Here is a 14,847-nt window from a genome sequence, read left to right as displayed (position 1 = left end):
CGGCACGAATGTCGGTGTCATTCGGCGCCTCCGCCGATGAGCGCGATCAGTTCGGCGCGGGAGGCGGGCTCGGTGAAGGCGCCCCGGGCGGCGATCGTCACAGTGGTGGCCTGCGTCTGCCGCGCGCCACGGGTGGTCACGCACTCGTGGGAGGCGTCCAGCACCACGAGGACGCCGCGGGCGCTCGCGCCCTCCTCGATCGTTTCCGCGATCTGCTCGGTGAGCCGTTCCTGGAGCTGCGGCCGCGACGAGAGGGTCTCGATGACGCGTGGGATGCGGCCGAGACCGATCACGGCGTCGCCGGGCAGGTAGGCCACATGAGCGACCCCGAGGAACGGCAGCAGGTGGTGCTCGCACACCGACCGGAAGGCGATGTCGCGCAGGATCACGGTCTCGGCGCGCGCGCCCTCCAGCGGCACCGGATCACCGAGCTGACCACGCGCGTCGACGCCCACGCCGGCGAAGAACTCGGCGTAGGCGTCGGCGACGCGCGACGGCGTGTCGGCCAGGCCCGGACGCGACAGATCCTCGCCGATGGCGGCGAGGATCTCGGCGACGGCCGCCTCGATGCGTGCGCGATCGAATCCGGTCATGCGGTGCGCGGCCTAGGCGGTCGCCGGCCGCGGCTTGACGACGGGAGCCCGCTTGGGCTTCGACGACGGCGGCTCCGAGTCGACCCCGCCGTCCACGGCGCCGGCGTCGATGGGCGCCTTCGGGAACTCGATGGGGGGCAGGTCCGAGATCGGTCGCTTGTCGCTGGACAGCCACTGCGGGCGCTCCGGCAGCTTCTTGACGTCGGCGAAGATCTCGGCGATCTGGTTGTGGTCGAGCGTCTCGTGCTCCAGGAGGGAGGCGGCGAGGCGGTCGAGCACAGCGCGGTTGTCGTTGATGACCTCCCACGCCTCGTCGTGCGCCTTCTCGATGAGCGCACGCACCTCGCCGTCGACGCGCTCGGCGATCCGCTCCGAGTAGTCGCGCTGGTGACCCATGTCGCGACCGAGGAACATCTCGCCGTTCGCCTGGCCGAGCTTGACCGAGCCGATGTCGGCGCTCATGCCGTACTCGGTGACCATCTTGCGGGCGATGGAGGTCGCCTTCTCGATGTCGTTGGAGGCACCGGTGGTCGGGTCGTGGAAGACGATCTCCTCCGCGACACGGCCGCCCATCGCGTAGGCGAGCTGGTCGAGCAGCTCGTTGCGGGTGACCGAGTACTTGTCCTCCAGCGGCATCACCATCGTGTAGCCGAGGGCGCGGCCGCGCGGGAGGATCGTGATCTTGGTCACCGGGTCGGTGTGGCGCATCGCCGCCGCCGCAAGGGCGTGGCCGCCCTCGTGGTAGGCGGTGATCAGCTTCTCCTGGTCCTTCATCACGCGGGTGCGCTTCTGCGGGCCGGCGATGACGCGGTCCACGGCCTCGTCGAGCGCACGGTTGTCGATGAGCTGCGCGTTGGAGCGGGCCGTCAGCAGCGCGGCCTCGTTGAGGACGTTGGCCAGGTCGGCGCCGGTGAAGCCCGGCGTCTTGCGGGCGAGCACCTCGAGGTCGACGGAGGCCGCCAGCGGCTTGCCGCGGCCGTGCACCTCCAGGATCTTCTTGCGGCCGAGCATGTCCGGTGCGTCCACGCCGATCTGCCGGTCGAAGCGACCCGGGCGCAGCAGCGCGGGGTCGAGGATGTCGGGACGGTTCGTCGCCGCGATCAGGATGACGTTGGTCTTCGGGTCGAAGCCGTCCATCTCCACGAGGAGCTGGTTGAGGGTCTGCTCGCGCTCGTCGTGCCCGCCGCCGAGACCGGCGCCGCGGTGACGGCCGACCGCGTCGATCTCGTCGATGAAGATGATGGCCGGGGAGTTCTCCTTGGCCTGCTGGAACAGGTCGCGGACGCGGCTGGCGCCGACGCCGACGAACATCTCCACGAAGTCCGAGCCGGAGATGGAGTAGAAGGGGACGCCCGCCTCACCCGCGACGGCGCGGGCCAGCAGCGTCTTGCCGGTTCCAGGAGGGCCGTACAGCAGCACGCCCTTGGGGATGCGCGCGCCGACCGCCTGGAACTTGGCGGGCTCCTTGAGGAAGTCCTTGATCTCCTGCAACTCCTCGATGGCCTCGTCGGACCCGGCGACGTCGTCGAAGGTGACCTTCGGCGTCTCCTTGGTGACGAGCTTCGCCCGGGACTTGCCGAACTGCATGACCTTGTTGCCGCCGCCCTGCATGCCCGAGATCATGATCCAGAAGAAGACGCCGATCAGCAGTGCGGGGATGAGGAAGCCGAGGATGTTCACGAACCAGTTGGGCTGCGGCACGGAGTCGTCGTAGCCCTTGGGGAGGTTGGCGTCGTTGATCGCCTTGACGATGTCGGCGCCGCGCGGGGTGACGTAGTAGAACTGCACCTGGTTGCCGTTGGCGCCGTCCGCCTGCTTGAGCGTCAGGTCGACCCGGTTCTCGCCGTCGACGATCTTCGCGCTCGACACCTTGTCCTGCTGCAGGAGGTTGAGGCCCTCTTGCGTGGTGACGGGCTTGAAACCCGACATGGTGATCAGGCTGGAGCCGATCCACACCGCGATGATCGCGAGCACGACGTACAGGATCGGGCCGCGGAAGATCTTCTTGAGGTTCATGGTGCGACCACAGTACCGCCTGGGCGCTGTGGGTCGGCTGCGTGTTCGCTCTGGGCGCGCTTACCGCTGCGGGTGGTTCGCCGGGGCCGCCTGGCGCGTCAGGACGCGGTGAGGATGGCGGGCCAGTACTCGGCGATCACACCGTCCTGCACACGCACGAAGTCGTGGCCGGCGAACGACATCGTCTCGTCGCCCAGATGGCACGTCATCACCCAGCGGGCGGCGACGAACCCGTCGCCGGTCAGCGGCCCGGCCTGCACGTCGAACTCGACGCTGTCGAACTGGTCCACGGTCTCGGCGATGGCGCGTGCGAACCCGCGGGGCCCGACGACGTCCCCGGCCGGCCAGTGTCCGACCGCGTCGGCCGCGACGATCGGCTCCAGCGCCGCGTGCCGGTCGCTCCAGGCGGCGAGCCAGCGCCGGTACAGCTCGGTGGGTTCGTAGGGCATGCGGTCATAGGACCACGCCGGGGGCGGCGGCGCAAGTCGACGGGGTGGTCGGCCTCAGCTGTAGACGGCCGGCGCCAGGATGCCGACGCCGCGCAGGTTGCGGTAGTGCTCGGCGTAGTCGAGGCCGTAGCCGACCACGAACTGGTTGGGAATGTCGAAGCCGACGTACTTCACGTCGATCTCGACGCGGGCGGCCTCGGGCTTGCGGAGGAGCGTGAAGATCTCGATCGACTCCGGGCCGCGGCTGCGCAGGTTCGCGAGCAGCCACGAGAGCGTGAGCCCGGAATCGATGATGTCCTCGACGATCAGCACGGTCTTGCCCGAGAGGTCGGTGTCCAGGTCTTTGAGGATGCGCACGACGCCGCTCGACGCGGTGCCGCTGCCGTAGGAGCTGACCGCCATCCAGTCCATCGTGACCGGGATGCGCAGCTCGCGGGACAGGTCGGCCATCACCATCACGGCGCCCTTGAGCACCCCCACCAGCAGCACGTCCTTGCCCGCGTAGTCGGCCTCCACCGTCCGGCTCAGCTCGGCGATGCGGGAGCGGATCTGCTCCTCGGTGATCAGAATCTCGGTCAGGTCGTCGTGAACGTCCGTGAGTTCCATGGGGGAGGCGCTGTCCTTAGCTGTCGGGGTGAAACGTGAGCAGGCCGTTCTGCCTCACAACTCTAACGCCTGGCAGGCTGAGCGGTCCCTGGCCGTGCCAGCCCGTGATCAGCTCCGCCACGGCGAGGGTGTGCGCCCTGCTCAGCGACACCCCGAACTCGGCCGAGACGACCAGCCGGATGATGCGCTGGCGCAGCGCGGCGGGGTCGGCGGCGAGGCCGCGGACGTCGAGCGCGACGGCGCCGTCCTCGGTCTGGCTGACCAGCTCCTGCGCCCACTCCAGGGCGAGGCCGTCGAGGGCGTCGTCGTCCTCGCGGAGCTGCTCGGCGGTGCGCGCGAGCGCCTCGGCCACGCCGGGACCGAGCTCGTCCTCCAGCGCCGGCAGCAGCCGGGTGCGGACGCGGACGCGCGCGTACGCGGGGTCGTCGTTGTGCGGGTCGTCCCACGGGGTCAGCCCGCTGTCGGCGCAGAAGGCGCGCGTCGTCCGGCGGCGCAGGCCCAGGAACGGGCGCAGCAGCGTTCCGGTGTCGGGACGCATCCCCTGGAGGCTGGACGGGCCGGAGCCGCGGGCCAGTCCGAGGAGCACGGTCTCCGCCTGGTCGTCGAGCGTGTGGGCGAGCAGGACGCGGGCGGCTCCGGTGGCCGCGCGCGCCCGGTCGAAGGCGGCGCGCCGCGCGGTGCGCGCGTCGCCCTCGGGCCCGGAGGCTCCGGTCGCGACGGTCACGCGGTCCACGATCACCGGGTCGAGCCCGAGGTCACGCGCCTGCGCGGCGGCGGCCTCGGCGACCTCCGCGGAGCCGCGCTGGAGGCCGTGGTCGACCACGATCGCGCCGGCCCGGTAGCCGCGGCGCGGCGCCTCGAACGCGGTCGCTGCAGCGAGCGCGAGGGAGTCCGCTCCCCCGCTCAGGCCGACGAGCAGGAGGGCTCCGGGGGCGAGCGGCGCGGGCCGGATCGGGCCGTGGTCGTCGTGCGGGTCGACGGCGGGCAGGTCCGCCGCGGCGGCCAGGGCCTCCCGCACCGCGCGCCGCGCGTCGGCGATCGGCGGCGTCAGACGCGGCCTGCGCCGAATCCCGCCGGCCGACCCTCCACCCGGCTCTTCACCCGAGGACCCGTTGAGGCGCATCCAGTAACGTTAGTGCAGATTTCCAAGAGCTAAGGAGCATCGGCATGGCCGCATACGACGTCGTCATCGAGATCCCGAAGGGGAGCCGCAACAAGTACGAGGTGGACCACGAGACCGGCCGGGTCTACCTGGACCGCGTGCTGTTCACGAGCTTCGTCTACCCGACCGACTACGGCTACTTCGAGAACACGCTCGGCCTCGACGGCGACCCGGTCGACGTGCTCGTGCTGCTCGAGTACCCGGCGTTCCCCGGCGTCGGCGTCAAGGTGCGCCCGGTCGGCGTGCTCAACATGTCCGACGAGGCGGGCAGCGATGCCAAGGTGATCGCCGTGCAGTACAAGGACCCGCGCTGGCTGCACATCCAGGACGTCGACGACATCCCGGAGCAGACCCGCAAGGAGATCGAGCACTTCTTCGCCCGCTACAAGGACCTCGAGCCGGGCAAGTTCGTCAACATCGAGGGCTGGGGCGACGCCGCGGAGGCCGAGGCGATCGTCGAGGCCGGCTTCGCGAAGCTCGCCGCCGAGGGCCACTGACCCTCCCCCACCGACAGCAACCGCCGAGTGCACAGCACGTCTGCGTACTCGGCGGTTTTCTGTTGATTTATCGCGTACTCGACTGATTTATCGCGTACTCGACTGATTTATCGCGTTCTCGACTGTGCCGGGTCAGGCGGAGGGGCGGGCGACCTGGCCCCACGGGGAGCCCCAGACGGACTGGATCTTGACGACGTCGCCCTCGGTCGGCGCGGCGATCATCATTCCGCCGCCGAGGTAGATGCCCACGTGGTAGAAGTTGCCCGGGGAGTCGCCCCAGAAGATGAGGTCGCCGGGCTGGCGCTGGCTGTACGGCACGATCTGGCCGCGATTGGCCGCCGTGAAGAACTGGTCGTTGACCGAGTGCGAGCCGATGTACAGGCCCGCATAGGCGTACGACTTCATCGTCAGGCCGGAGCAGTCGTAACCCGTCGGACCCTCGCCGCCGAAAATGTACGGCTTGCCGAGCTGCGCCTTCGCGTACGAGATGGCCGTGTCGACGACGTTCCCGTTCGGCGGGGCGACCGGGCCGCCGCCGCCTCCACCACCGCCGTTGGAGGATCCGCCGGACGACCCGCCTCCCTGCTGCTGCTGGGCCTGCTGCTGCTGTTGCTGTTGCTGCGCGCGGAGCGCCGCCTGCCGCTGCGCCTCCGCCGCCGCTGCGGCAGCCGCCGCGGCCGCTGCCTGCTCCTGCCGGATCTTCTCGCCCTGCAGGTACGCCGCCTCCACCTGCGTCGAGGTGTTCTTGAGGGTCGCGAGCTGTGCGATGAGCTCGGTCGACTTGTTCTGCTGCTCGACGAGCGCCGCCTGGGCGGCGGACTGCGCCTCCTGCGCGGCGGTCAGCGCCTGGTCGGCGGCGACAGAGAGCTTCTCGCGCTCGGTCTTGGCGGCCTTGGCCTGCGCGTTCAGCGACTCGGCGGTGTTCTTGTCCTTGGTCGCCTGGTCGTAGACGGCTTTCGACTGCTCGGTGAGCTTGCTCATGGTGCCGAGCTGGAACAGCAGCTTGTCGGCGTTGGAGCCGCTGCCGCCGCCTTTCAGCAGGAGCTCGGTGCTCACATCCGCGCCGCCGCCGGCCGCCTTGGCGAGATGGGAGGCGAGGAGGCCCGCACGCATCTGCGAGGTCTTGGCCTTCGCCGCCGCGTCCGTCGACTGCTTTTCGAGGTCGGCCTGCTTCGCCGTCGCCGCAGCGAGGGCGTCCTTGGCCTGGAAGTAGGCCTCAGCCGCCTTCTCGGAGGCGATGCGGGCTGCGTCGACGCTGCTCTGGAGGCCGCCGATCAGGGTCGTGATGTTCGTGATCATCGCCTGCTGGTTGGCGACGTTGGCCTTCGCCTGCTGCACGTCGTTCCAGGAGGGGTAGTCCACCGCCTGCGCAGGGGCGACGATGCCGATGGATGCCGTGACGGCGCCCATCACGCCCGCGCCGATCGCGAGGCCGGTGCGGGTGCGGGAGTTCTTCGAAGTATCGCTAGCCAAGGGGTGCCTGCCTTGCTCTCATAAATGGGATTCCGTCGATCTTCTGGCCGTTCACTATCACTTCGTAGTGCAAGTGGCAGCCGGTGGAGGCTCCGGTGCTGCCGACGTGGGCGATCGGCTGACCGGCGCCGACGTGCTGGCCGATGCCGACGAGGATGCCGCCGTTGCGGATGTGCGCGTAGCCGGTCTGGATGCCGCCGCCGTTGTCCAGGAGGACGTAGTTGCCATGGGTCCCGTCGGGTCCCGCGTAGACGACGGTGCCGCCGTACGAAGCGTAGATGGGCGCGTTGCAGGAGGCGCCGATGTCGATGCCCATGTGGTACGTGCTGCCGATCCCGCCGGGGGACGGGCGTGAGCCGAAACCGTCGGTGATCGGGCCGGCCGCGGGGACCGCCCAGCCCTGCGGTCCGACGTAACCGCCGGGGAGGCCTCCCGAGCCACGTGCCGCCGCAGCCGCTGCGGCCGCCGCGACCCCCGCCTCGTAGCCGGAGACGGTCTTGGCCGTCGCGTCGCGCAACGCCGCGAGCTGGGCCTGCATGACGACGATCTGCTTCTGCTGCTCGGCGAGCTTCTCTTGCGCGGCCTTGGCGGCGGCGATTGCCGCTTGGAGGGCGGCGGTCGCGGCGACGCGCAGCTTCTCGCGCTCCGCTTTGGCGACCTCCGCCTGCGCCGACAGGGATTTCGCGGTGTTCTGAGCGACCTTGGCGTCGGTGTAGACCTTGTCGGATTGCTCGGCGAGCTTGGACATGCTCCCGAGGCTCGTCAGCAGCGTCTCGGGGTTCGTGCCGCTGGCGCCGTTGCCGCTCAGGAAGATGTTGGCCGTGAGGTTGGCGCCGCCGGTGCGGTAGAGCTGCGCGGCGAGCTTGCCCGCCTGGGCGGCGGCGGCGTCGGCCTTCTGCTGGCCGGCGGCGGCCTGGGACTCCAGGTCCCTGGCCTTCATGTCCGCCTCGTCGAAGGCCGCCGTGGCCGCCTGCAGCTCCTCGCCGCGCTTGACGGCGGCCGCCTGGGTGTCGGAGACCTCCTGGTTGAGCTGCGCGATCAGGTTCGTGATGCGCGTCACCTGCGCCGCGGCAGCGGCCTCGTTGGCCTTGGCGTTCTGGACGTCCTGCCAGCTCGGGTACTGGTCGGCGTACGCCGGTGCGGCGATGGAGCCGACGACCCCGGTGAGCACGATGGCGCCGACGGCGAGGAGGCGCAGCAGGGCCCGGCGCGGCTTGCGCCGGCTCGTGTCGTCTCTCGTCGCGTATCTCATCGTCACCTTCAACCCGCTGGATGGAACATCGGCTGTCACACGATCAACACGGGTCTCGTCATCACCAGGAGCAACTTTAGCAACATCACCATACGCCGCCCGGGTTGGGGGAGGGCGGCGGTGCTCGATCGGGACCACGTGCGGCTCGCACGGACGACAGGGGGCCGTCGCTCGCAATCTTCTCGGGCGTCCAGGCTCTCACCGGGCATTTCACCGGGGCGTGGCGGGAACCCGGGACGATCGACCCGCCCGGGCTGCGGGCCCGATTCGCTTTCTGTCAGGGACTTCCGTATGCTTATGCGTCGGTGGTCATCGAAAAGCGAAAGCGATTCGGGACGATCCGGCCCCATCGTTTAGTGGCCTAGGACGCCGCCCTTTCACGGCGGTAGCACGGGTTCGAATCCCGTTGGGGTCACGATGGCATCCTCTACAATTCAATAGCAACACTGTTAGGCCCTGTAGCGCAGTTGGTTAGCGTGCCGCCCTGTCACGGCGGAGGTCGCGGGTTCAAGTCCCGTCAGGGTCGCCACGGCGACAAGCCCTTCCGGATGGAAGGGCTTCCGTCTAGGTAGGCGTGAACAATGCCTCCCGGCTCTGTAGCTCAGTTGGTAGAGCGTTCGACTGAAAATCGAAAGGTCACCGGATCGATGCCGGTCGGAGCCACCAGAGAAAACCCCCGGTCCCATGCGGAATCCGGGGGTTTTTTGTTTGCTCGTCGAGGCAGCCAAATCGCCGTTTGACTACATTTTGACTACAACTGATTTCGCGGCTTCGGCATCCAGTGCGTTCGCAACGTCGTCAAGGTCATCGTCGAAGAGGTCCGCGTAGACGTCGAGCGTCATCGCGGCGGACGCGTGTCCGAGCATCCGCTGCACCGATTTGACGTTGGCGCCGGCCGAGACGGCGAGCGATGCGGCCGTGTGTCTGAGGTCGTGGGGAGTCAGCCGCGGGAAGGTGCCGTCCTTTTCCATGCACCGCGCGACCGCCGCATTGAAGACTCGGTTGCGGAAGTTGCCTGCGCGGAGGATACCACTGTCGGCGCCCGTGAAAACTGGCTCCTCTGGGTCCCGACCGGCGCAGCGCGCTTCAAGCGCATTTGTGAGGAGGTCAGGAAAGGGAACTGAGCGCCGTTCATGGTTCTTGGGTGTGCCCCAGACGATCACTCCGCGCGGCTCGGAGACCGCTCGGGCTATGTCGAGCCGCCTGCGCGTGAAGTCGACGCGATTGATCTGGAGGCCGGCCATCTCTCCCCAGCGAAGCCCCGTATATGCAAGGAAGAGGACGACATCACCCTGCTCACCGCACTCGGCCGCCAGTGCCCGCACTTGCGCATGGGTCAAGTAGCCGTGCTCGCGCGACGACAGCCTCGGCAGCTGAACGCCGTCGGAGGGGCTGAGGGTGATGCGCCCATCACGGATCGCATACTTCATCACGCCCGCGAGGACAAGATGTATCTGTCGCACCATGGACGGCCCGAGGGTGGAAGAGAGCTCCCCCACCCACGCTTGGACATCGCCATGCCTCACGTCCACGAGCCGGATGTTGCCCCACCGAGGAAGCACGTACTTGTCGAGGTGGAATCGGTAGCCCGAGCGCGTCGTCGGTTTCACCTGCACTTGGGCTCGAAACCACTCCTCGGCGACGTGCGAGACCGGAGTTCTCGCCTTCGTCGGGTCGACCCACTCACCCTTGGCTTGCGAGACGTTGACCGACGAGAGAAAAAGCTCCGCCGCACGTTTCGTGGTGAAGCCGCGCTTCATCGTGTTGCGATGATCAGGCGTCCGGTACTGAACTCGATATCGCTTGCCTGCCGCGGTCTCGTAGGACTCAATCGATCCCATGTCCGACACCCCCTGCGTCGATAAGACGATTCTCCGCCGGACCACTGACAAGAAGGTCTCGTAAGTTGCGCAGCTCGCAGAGATTCACGAATGGCACGCATGCCGCCTCCGCGGTCAGAGCTGCCAACCTACCGAGTGGCGACAATGGATCGGCGGCGATCGCCCATCCCTCCACCACGTACTGACTGACGGCTTCGACGCACTCGAGCTTCTCTTCCGGACTCGGGCTGGGGGAACCGACGACTCCGATCAGTCCACCCTGCAGTTCCGACGCCATGTTGCTCGCGTCGATGACGAATACCCGCATGATGTTCACTCCCCTGTCGATCGACCCTTCCTTACGTTGTTTGGGGTGTGGATTGAGGGTCGTTGTAGGCTCTCGACCGCTCCAGGGATGCCGGGTATGGCTTTGACCCTTCCGCCGCGGTGATGGCTGACATAGATTGGCCGCCCGGTGTCCCGCAACGACTCGACCTCTGATTGAGACGTGCGACAAGATCGCTGGGTAAGGACACGCAGGCGTGGTCGTTCGCTGGAGCCCGCACCGAGTGAACGGAGGGCAGAATGCCGCAATTGTGGGCCGGGATCGATGCCGGCAAATCCAATCATCATTGTGTGGTGATCGATCAGGCGGGAGCCCGGCTGTTGTCACGGAATCTCGTCAACGACGAGGACGAGATCCTTGCTCTGCTCGGCGATGTGAGCGAGCTGGCAGACGGTGACCCGGTGGTCTGGGCGACGGATCTGAACCAGGGCGGCGCGGCCCTGTTGATCGCAGTGCTGGCTGCCAACGGTCAGGAGATGCTCTATATCCCGGGCAGGACGGTTCATCACGCTGCCCGCACCTATCGTGGCGACGGCAAGACCGACGCGAAAGACGCCGCGATCATCGCAGACCAGGCCAGGATGCGCCGTGACCTACATCCAGTCCGGGCAGGCGATGAGATCGCTACCGAGCTGCGGATGCTCGCCGCTCACCGCTCCGACCTGGTGGCGGATAGGACGCGTGCGATCAACAGGCTTCGTGTCACCCTACTTGAGTACTTTCCCAGGCTGGAAGCCAGCTTCGACTTCGCCCAGCGGAAAGCTGCTCTGGTGTTACTGACGAAGTATCAGACCCCCGCGCAGCTGCGCCGCAGTGGTGTCACCCGGATCACGACCTGGCTGCGGAACGAGGGCTGCCGGCAACCTGAGAAGATCGCCGAAGCCGCCGTCGCAGCAGCGAACCGACAGCACACCGTGGTTGCCGGCCAAGACGCGGCGTCGTTGATCGTCGGGCGTCTCGCTCGAGAAGTCCTTCGGCTCAAGGACGAAGTGGAGGCCGTTGATGCGCAGATCGATGCCCGATTTCGCCGCCACGAATGGGCCGAGACCCTCCTAAGTATCCCTGGGTTCGGTCCGCTCCTGGCTTCCGAGTTCATCGGCGCCACTGGCGGCACCACACGCTTTTTCGAGAACGCTGACCGTCTGGCTGGCGTCGCTGGTGTTGCACCCGTTCCCCGCGACTCCGGTCGGGTCAGCGGGAACCTGCACCGCCCGAAACGCTATGACCGGCGTCTGATGCGAGCGTGTTATGTCTCCGCCGAGGTCGCTGCCCGATCTCACCCAGAGTCTCGCGCCTACTACGACCGTAAGCGCGCCGAGGGCAAACGTCACAAGCAAGCCGTCCTTGCCCTCGCCCGCAGACGGATCAACGTCATCTGGGCGCTACTGCGCGATGGAACCACCTACCAGCAACAGTCGATAGCCGCGCGCTCCGCGACTTGACAAACAGATTGAGAATCTATGGGCCGGTGTCAAATTGGTCTGCCGGGCCGGCGTGATCAGGTGGGGGCGTTGCTGTCCTGCTCCTGGTCGTTCTTCTTGCCGTTCCGGCACAAAGATCGAGAGCGGGCGGAGGCAGCGCAGTGCCCGGAGGGAGCGGTTGCTAAGCGCAGGGAGCGCAGCGAGTGGAGTCTGCAAAAGCGCGTGCAGGGAACGGAGCTAGCGGCGCTCGCTATGATCGGCTGCCGGATCGGAAAGAAAACCTAAGAAGACAGCACGCCGGAGGCGTTCCATCCGACATAAACAGTGCCGCCTCCGTGCGGCTCCGTTCGGTCGGCGCTCATCCAGGGCACGCGACGATCAGCCCGACCAGAGGTCTGGACTGGTCAGAACCGCGGCCGGTGCTGGCTACACGCGTCAGTGGCCACTGCGCGATCGCAGACTCGGCCCCTCATGCTGCGCGCGGTAGCGCAGAGTCGCCTGCTCGAGCTGCATCACCGTGCACGGAACGGTTTCGCGGTGCCGAAGCACCACCAGGTCTGGCCAGCTCCCGGCATCGGCGCACTCATACACATCCAGTGCAGCAGCGCCGCCATACTCCACGAGTACCTCGAACTCGCTCGGCGGCCCCGGCTCTAACCGGGGCACGAACACGGCGACGTCTCGGGTGCAATCGTCATGCAATAGAACCGCTATGAACCACGGATCAGCGAGCATGACGAAACCTTAAAGCTCCAGGCCGACGCCTGGCTACAGATCGGCGACGAAATAGCGTTTGTCTGAGACGACTCGCAACCAAGCCCCGGCTTCCAATGGGATGATTCAGCGCCTGAAGCGCCCCGCATAAAGGCCCTGTGACATGTGAGACCAGGCATAGGCGCGAAGAGTGCGTTCAATCTGAACAAAGGTCCAATTGGTCGACGCGCGACCCGGCGCCGGTTCGGTTTCAGAATCCTACGGCTCCGCCGCGGCATTGGCGAGAGCGTATCCTGCAGCATCGATCCGGTCCGGTACAGGGGCGCCGCGCCCATCTCATCGTCCGGCTCGGAGCTCGTTCCCGCGATGGAGATTCTCGTCGAGACGCTAGTAACGGCGTGCCAGACGGTGTTCACGCCGAATCCGGGCCGGCGATGCGCTCCAACGCGCTCAAAGAGCTCCTCGACGCGCATGGGGTGACCGGGACCCTAACCGGCCGCGTGTGTCGAATGACAACCCGTTCTCCGAATCTGAGTTCCCCATGATGAAGTACCGCCGAACTATCCCGGCATCTTCGACACGATCGAGCAGGCCCGGGTTTTCATGGCCGCCTATATGCCTTGGTATAACCAGCACCACAAGCACCCCGGCATCGCCCTGTTCTCACCCGGTCCTGTTCCACGACGGAAGCTGGCGGCGCCTTTGGCAGCGCCGAGAACGCGTCCAACACGCCTACCACCGGCCCACCCGAACGCTTCCGCGACCGCCCCTCCACGCTCATGCCCGCCGGCTTCGTCGTAACGCAAGCAGGCGGGAGGGCCCCTTCAGACGACCCGACGCGTCGCGAGTGTCTTCACGCCCGACCGACCTGCGGCCGTCCAATGCGAGCAGCCTTTTCAGCAGGTTGCCTTGATGGTTTCGCGGCACTCTTTGAGAGAAACATTAAACCGCAGTTGCCCAGTCCCCTTGGCGCATTGGACATGACAGCGGCGAGAGCGCAGACGCGGATGGCGGCCCGTCACCTGACCGACGCGGCGGCCTACAACGGACGCCGGATATACTCAGCGCTCGCGATCATGCGTGGGCCGGTTCTCAACTCAGGCCATAACAAGTTTTTCCTTTTCAGCCCTACAATGTCAGCAACCGACGGGGGAACCGGGGAAGGACATCAACGATGACTGTCATGGAGCAGGTGCGCGAGGGCATGCATGTGGTCGGGCCCGATGGGGAGAAGATCGGCAAGGTCAAGGACCTGAAAATGGGCGATCCCGAGGCAGTGACCGCCGACGGCCAGACCGACCCCGAAACCGGTGGTCTCCTTGGAACCCTCATCGACGACTTCGCCCAACACGCCCGGCTGCCCCGCCACACCGCCGAAAGACTGCTTCGGCTGGGCTACGTGAAGATCGACAAATCCGGTCTGCTCGCCGGCCACGAGTACGTGGCATCGGATGAGCTCGACCGCGTTGAGGACGATACACTCTGGCTCAACGCAGACCACGGCGCTGAATAACAACCGCTCGTAATCCAACGCACCTTGAACCGAGCCCTCCCGGGCCTGATCTCGTGGTTCTGCATGTGGTCCGTAACTTGTGTCCGTCCGCTGTAGCTCCATCTCATCCTGGACACCCAGCGGAAGTTCTCCGGGCCGGCGATGCGCAAGGCGACTCGCCTGCCTGTCTTGGTGATTCCCACTGGCACGTCGTTGCGGTCATCGCCATCGGCGTGCGCGCGGCACCATCCTTATCCTCGTCACGTATCCGCTTTTCGGCCCCAAGGAAGCGCTCCAGCTGGTCGCAAAGGACCCTTCGGTAGTGATTGGCCTGTCCTGTGTGTCGGCGCGGTCGCTCGACGACGGAGGGTCCATTCGCCATCTGCCTGGGTCCGTTGTGATGAGAAGTCGCGGGCGGGCGAAGCAGCGCGGCCGCGGCTTTGTCCCACAAGTCAAATTGGCCGCGCGGTGTGGCGGTCTCGGGACAGGTCCCGGCGGACGCGGTGAACCCGAACGGCACCCGACCGATGAATCCAATTGTTGAGCCGTTGACCTTGATTTCGCATGTGCTCGGACTGAGGGTTGTGACCTCGAGGCAGACACTGATGATGGTGTCATCAGCCTGGCTCATGCGAACGCACTCCAGGTTTGGGAGGGGCACAGCGGCCGGTTGGGATGTCGCCGCCTGGTGCGGCATGTCCGTTTCCTCCATTCACTTGACCCGAAACTTATGACGTATTCTCCCGCCGAGCGGATACCCGTGTCCGGAGGGGCTATGTCGGAGGCGAGCGCGTCATGGCTCCGGATGGACCGCCATTCAATTATCTGTGGTGAAGCAAGATCATAGCCGTCCTCGCTTTCTTGTTAGAGCGATCTAGGCGATGTCATCGGGGAGCGCGACGTCGGGCGAAGACGCGGTCCTGGGCGTGAAGTGGTGGGAGCACTTAAGCGTGGAGCGTGAGACGCACATACTTTCAGATCGGGGCCTTTCGACGGTCACCCGTTT

General features: G+C 66.8%; 13 protein-coding genes and 3 tRNA genes. 6 read left to right on the top strand and 10 right to left on the bottom strand.

The genetic code is table 11. The features are described from left to right. Positions 1–17: 17 nt before the first annotated feature. The 5 genes from folE to tilS all read right to left on the bottom strand — a co-directional run bounded on the left by folE (position 18) and on the right by tilS (position 4,787). A complete protein-coding gene (folE, locus tag ACR5MH_RS18905) occupies positions 18–593 on the bottom strand; it encodes a GTP cyclohydrolase I FolE (protein ID WP_433862055.1) in 576 nt (191 codons plus the stop codon). 12 nt (positions 594–605) lie between these two features. Beyond that, positions 606–2,609, bottom strand: coding sequence for an ATP-dependent zinc metalloprotease FtsH (ftsH, locus tag ACR5MH_RS18900; protein ID WP_431348592.1), 2,004 nt, complete (start codon positions 2,607–2,609; stop codon positions 606–608). 98 nt (positions 2,610–2,707) lie between these two features. Beyond that, a complete protein-coding gene (locus ACR5MH_RS18895; protein ID WP_431348591.1) occupies positions 2,708–3,058 on the bottom strand; it encodes a nuclear transport factor 2 family protein in 351 nt (116 codons plus the stop codon). A 54-nt stretch (positions 3,059–3,112) separates the two neighbouring features. Continuing rightward, positions 3,113–3,664 carry a hypoxanthine phosphoribosyltransferase gene (gene hpt / locus ACR5MH_RS18890; protein ID WP_431348590.1) on the bottom strand — a complete coding sequence of 184 codons (552 nt, stop codon included), beginning with the start codon at positions 3,662–3,664 and terminating at the stop codon, positions 3,113–3,115. A gap of 16 nt (positions 3,665–3,680) precedes the next feature. After that, entirely contained in the window at positions 3,681–4,787 is a 1,107-nt protein-coding gene (gene tilS / locus ACR5MH_RS18885; RefSeq protein ID WP_431348589.1) for a tRNA lysidine(34) synthetase TilS, read from the bottom strand. A gap of 44 nt (positions 4,788–4,831) precedes the next feature. Between tilS and ACR5MH_RS18880 the strand changes: the two genes are divergently transcribed. Then, complete coding sequence (locus tag ACR5MH_RS18880) at positions 4,832–5,323, top strand: inorganic diphosphatase (RefSeq protein WP_431348588.1); 492 nt, start codon at positions 4,832–4,834, stop codon at positions 5,321–5,323. Positions 5,324–5,455: 132 nt separating this feature from the next. On the opposite strand, the gene ACR5MH_RS18875 is transcribed toward ACR5MH_RS18880, so the two are convergent. Further along, on the bottom strand, positions 5,456–6,796 hold the full coding sequence (locus ACR5MH_RS18875; RefSeq protein ID WP_431348587.1) for a C40 family peptidase: 1,341 nt from the start codon (positions 6,794–6,796) through the stop codon (positions 5,456–5,458). Next, positions 6,789–8,048, bottom strand: a complete 1,260-nt coding sequence (locus tag ACR5MH_RS18870) for a M23 family metallopeptidase (protein ID WP_431348586.1) — start codon at positions 8,046–8,048, stop codon at positions 6,789–6,791. Before ACR5MH_RS18870 ends, ACR5MH_RS18875 begins: the two co-directional genes overlap by 8 nt. A gap of 342 nt (positions 8,049–8,390) precedes the next feature. On the opposite strand from ACR5MH_RS18870, the gene ACR5MH_RS18865 reads away from it, so the two are divergent. From ACR5MH_RS18865 to ACR5MH_RS18855, 3 genes are all read left to right on the top strand, one after another. Then, positions 8,391–8,463 (top strand) — tRNA-Glu (locus tag ACR5MH_RS18865). A gap of 37 nt (positions 8,464–8,500) precedes the next feature. Then, positions 8,501–8,577, top strand: a tRNA-Asp gene (locus ACR5MH_RS18860). 61 nt (positions 8,578–8,638) lie between these two features. Continuing rightward, positions 8,639–8,714: transfer RNA gene (locus ACR5MH_RS18855), tRNA-Phe, on the top strand. 74 nt (positions 8,715–8,788) lie between these two features. Here the strand turns inward: ACR5MH_RS18855 and ACR5MH_RS18850 are convergent. Both ACR5MH_RS18850 and ACR5MH_RS18845 read right to left on the bottom strand, forming a co-directional pair. After that, on the bottom strand, positions 8,789–9,889 hold the full coding sequence (locus tag ACR5MH_RS18850) for a tyrosine-type recombinase/integrase (protein ID WP_431348585.1): 1,101 nt from the start codon (positions 9,887–9,889) through the stop codon (positions 8,789–8,791). Beyond that, positions 9,876–10,196 (bottom strand): hypothetical protein, encoded by a 321-nt coding sequence (locus ACR5MH_RS18845; RefSeq protein ID WP_431348584.1) that lies wholly within the window; start codon positions 10,194–10,196, stop codon positions 9,876–9,878. Before ACR5MH_RS18845 ends, ACR5MH_RS18850 begins: the two co-directional genes overlap by 14 nt. Positions 10,197–10,453: 257 nt before the next feature. On the opposite strand from ACR5MH_RS18845, the gene ACR5MH_RS18840 reads away from it, so the two are divergent. After that, a complete protein-coding gene (locus ACR5MH_RS18840; RefSeq protein ID WP_407791856.1) occupies positions 10,454–11,656 on the top strand; it encodes an IS110 family transposase in 1,203 nt (400 codons plus the stop codon). A gap of 414 nt (positions 11,657–12,070) precedes the next feature. On the opposite strand, the gene ACR5MH_RS18835 is transcribed toward ACR5MH_RS18840, so the two are convergent. After that, entirely contained in the window at positions 12,071–12,370 is a 300-nt protein-coding gene (locus ACR5MH_RS18835) for a hypothetical protein (protein ID WP_431348583.1), read from the bottom strand. A gap of 1,153 nt (positions 12,371–13,523) precedes the next feature. Here ACR5MH_RS18835 and ACR5MH_RS18830 point away from each other — a divergent pair. Beyond that, entirely contained in the window at positions 13,524–13,862 is a 339-nt protein-coding gene (locus ACR5MH_RS18830; protein WP_431348582.1) for a hypothetical protein, read from the top strand. The last annotated feature ends 985 nt before the right edge of the window (positions 13,863–14,847 follow it).

Source organism: Streptomyces sp. L7, from assembly GCF_050990935.1.
Taxonomy (GTDB): domain Bacteria; phylum Actinomycetota; class Actinomycetes; order Actinomycetales; family Microbacteriaceae; genus Leifsonia.
The sequence above is the reverse complement of the archived record's forward strand: the minus strand, read 5'-3'. Positions and strand labels throughout refer to the sequence as shown.

Excerpts from the sequence above, each read along its gene's own strand:
- folE (WP_433862055.1), bottom strand. The coding sequence starts at position 593 with ATGACCGGATTCGATCGCGCACGCATCGAGGCGGCCGTCGCCGAGATC.
- ftsH (WP_431348592.1), bottom strand. The coding sequence starts at position 2,609 with ATGAACCTCAAGAAGATCTTCCGCGGCCCGATCCTGTACGTCGTGCTC.
- ACR5MH_RS18895 (WP_431348591.1), bottom strand. The coding sequence starts at position 3,058 with ATGCCCTACGAACCCACCGAGCTGTACCGGCGCTGGCTCGCCGCCTGG.
- hpt (WP_431348590.1), bottom strand. The coding sequence starts at position 3,664 with ATGGAACTCACGGACGTTCACGACGACCTGACCGAGATTCTGATCACC.
- tilS (WP_431348589.1), bottom strand. The coding sequence starts at position 4,787 with ATGCGCCTCAACGGGTCCTCGGGTGAAGAGCCGGGTGGAGGGTCGGCC.
- ACR5MH_RS18880 (WP_431348588.1), top strand. The coding sequence starts at position 4,832 with ATGGCCGCATACGACGTCGTCATCGAGATCCCGAAGGGGAGCCGCAAC.
- ACR5MH_RS18870 (WP_431348586.1), bottom strand. The coding sequence starts at position 8,048 with ATGAGATACGCGACGAGAGACGACACGAGCCGGCGCAAGCCGCGCCGG.
- ACR5MH_RS18850 (WP_431348585.1), bottom strand. The coding sequence starts at position 9,889 with ATGGGATCGATTGAGTCCTACGAGACCGCGGCAGGCAAGCGATATCGA.
- ACR5MH_RS18845 (WP_431348584.1), bottom strand. The coding sequence starts at position 10,196 with ATGCGGGTATTCGTCATCGACGCGAGCAACATGGCGTCGGAACTGCAG.
- ACR5MH_RS18840 (WP_407791856.1), top strand. The coding sequence starts at position 10,454 with ATGCCGCAATTGTGGGCCGGGATCGATGCCGGCAAATCCAATCATCAT.
- ACR5MH_RS18835 (WP_431348583.1), bottom strand. The coding sequence starts at position 12,370 with ATGCTCGCTGATCCGTGGTTCATAGCGGTTCTATTGCATGACGATTGC.
- ACR5MH_RS18830 (WP_431348582.1), top strand. The coding sequence starts at position 13,524 with ATGACTGTCATGGAGCAGGTGCGCGAGGGCATGCATGTGGTCGGGCCC.